At 68.7% G+C, this 1,640-nt stretch carries 1 protein-coding gene; it reads right to left on the reverse strand.

Annotated features, from left to right (window positions below; all coding sequences use genetic code 11):
- Positions 1-139 precede the first annotated feature (139 nt).
- Entirely contained in the window at positions 140-1,519 is a 1,380-nt protein-coding gene (locus H5397_RS17340) for an IS1380 family transposase (protein ID WP_375539471.1), read from the reverse strand.
- Between the last annotated feature and the right edge of the window lie 121 nt (positions 1,520-1,640).

The raw sequence follows: 1,640 nt of genomic DNA on the forward strand, positions 1-1,640 counted from the left end.
CCCTGATCCACCGGCCGTGATTCTTGGTGGTGACTTTCCTCCGTTTTGACGCTTCACTCGGGGGTGGGCGTGTCGGGTCCGCCGGTCTGCCCGGCCCTTCCACTTCGGGGTCCTTGGTTGCGCCTGTTGGGCTGGGTGGTCAGGGAGCAGCGGGTTGGGGTGGGCCGGTCGCGACGGCGTGCAGGGACCACCAGGCGTCGGCCCAGGGCCAGTGGGTGGGGAGGTGAAGCACGAGCCGGCGGCCGGTGGCCGCGACCCGGGCAGGGACGTTGATGAGCTTGCGTCGCAGGGTTGCCCACCTGGCCTTGGCCAGGCCAGCGCCGACCGCGGCAGCGCGGGCGATGTTGAACGCGATCACCGCCAGGGCCACCCAGGCGGCGTTGGCGGCGTACTTCCCCGAGGGCAGGTGGGCCAGTGGCCCGTCCTTCAGTTCGGCGATGACCTGCTCCACGAGCGCGTGATCACGGTGGTGTTCGTCGGCCTCGACCGTGCTGAAGGTGCTGTTCGTGATGAACGCATGGTGCCGGTAGACAGCGAACAACTCTTGTTGCTCGCTGCCATCCGAGGCGAGCGGCTGGATCCGTTTGACCCGGCGCACGACCAGCCGACAGGGCACGTGCTGGTGCTGGCGACGACCGGTGAACGCAACAAACCCGACTTCGGCGACCTCGGCGTCGGAGATCCACCGCTGCTCGGCCTCGTCGAAGACAGCGTGGGGGTACTTGATGGTTTGCCAGGCGTCCTCGGCGATCCCGGCGATCGCACGGGTGACCTTGCTGGTCATCCGGGCGGTGACGGAGAACCACGCCCCGTGGCGCAGTGCCGCTCCGACGAACGCCCACCCGTAGTACGCCGAGTCGGCCCGGCACACGATCCGGCCCTGCACCCCAGCAGCACGGGCGGTGGTGATGGCTTGGGCCAGCATCCGGCCAGCGCCCCGCGCGGAGGAGGTACTGCCCTTGCGGAGCCGGGCGCGGGCGATCACCGGCGCCGCCAACGGTGTCGCCACGGTGGCGAGTTGGATGTTCAACCCCCGCACCCGCGTGTACCCGAAGCCAGCGCCCTGCTTGGCGTACCCGTGGACCTCGCGGATCGTGTCATCGACATCAACGAACGCCACCCCCTGGCCGGTGTCCGCGCCGGCGATCACCGCAGGCACCCGTCGGGCCAGCCCGGCCAGGAGGTGCCCGCCGACGGCGTCGAGTTGCTGCACGTGCCCGTGAGTGAACGAGCGCAAGAAGGTACCCAACGTCGAGGGGGCCCGCACCCCGCGGAACAGTCGATCCATGCCCCCGTGGCGCAGCAGGTCGAGGTCATCGATGCTGTCCGCGCCGGCGAGCATCCCGCCCACCACACTGGTCGCCTTGGCGGTGGCGTTTGGGGACGGGACGCTCAGTTGCTCTTCCAGCAGGTCGTGCAAGCCCGCAGACTCGGCCAACACCACAGCCGGTACCAGACCGGCAGTCGACACCAGGTTCGGGTCATCGAATACAGGACGGATCCTGTGAGAGGCTTTCACTTACGAGGTGACCCTTCTGGGTGGCAGACGGCGACTTCAGCAATCACCATCCTCCCTGCTCAGAAGGGTCTCCTCGTCCTACGCCACACCCACACCGCCAACCAACGCCGGTGGATCAGGG

The sequence above is a fragment of the Propioniciclava sp. MC1683 genome (assembly GCF_014164675.1).
GTDB lineage: Bacteria > Actinomycetota > Actinomycetes > Propionibacteriales > Propionibacteriaceae > Propioniciclava.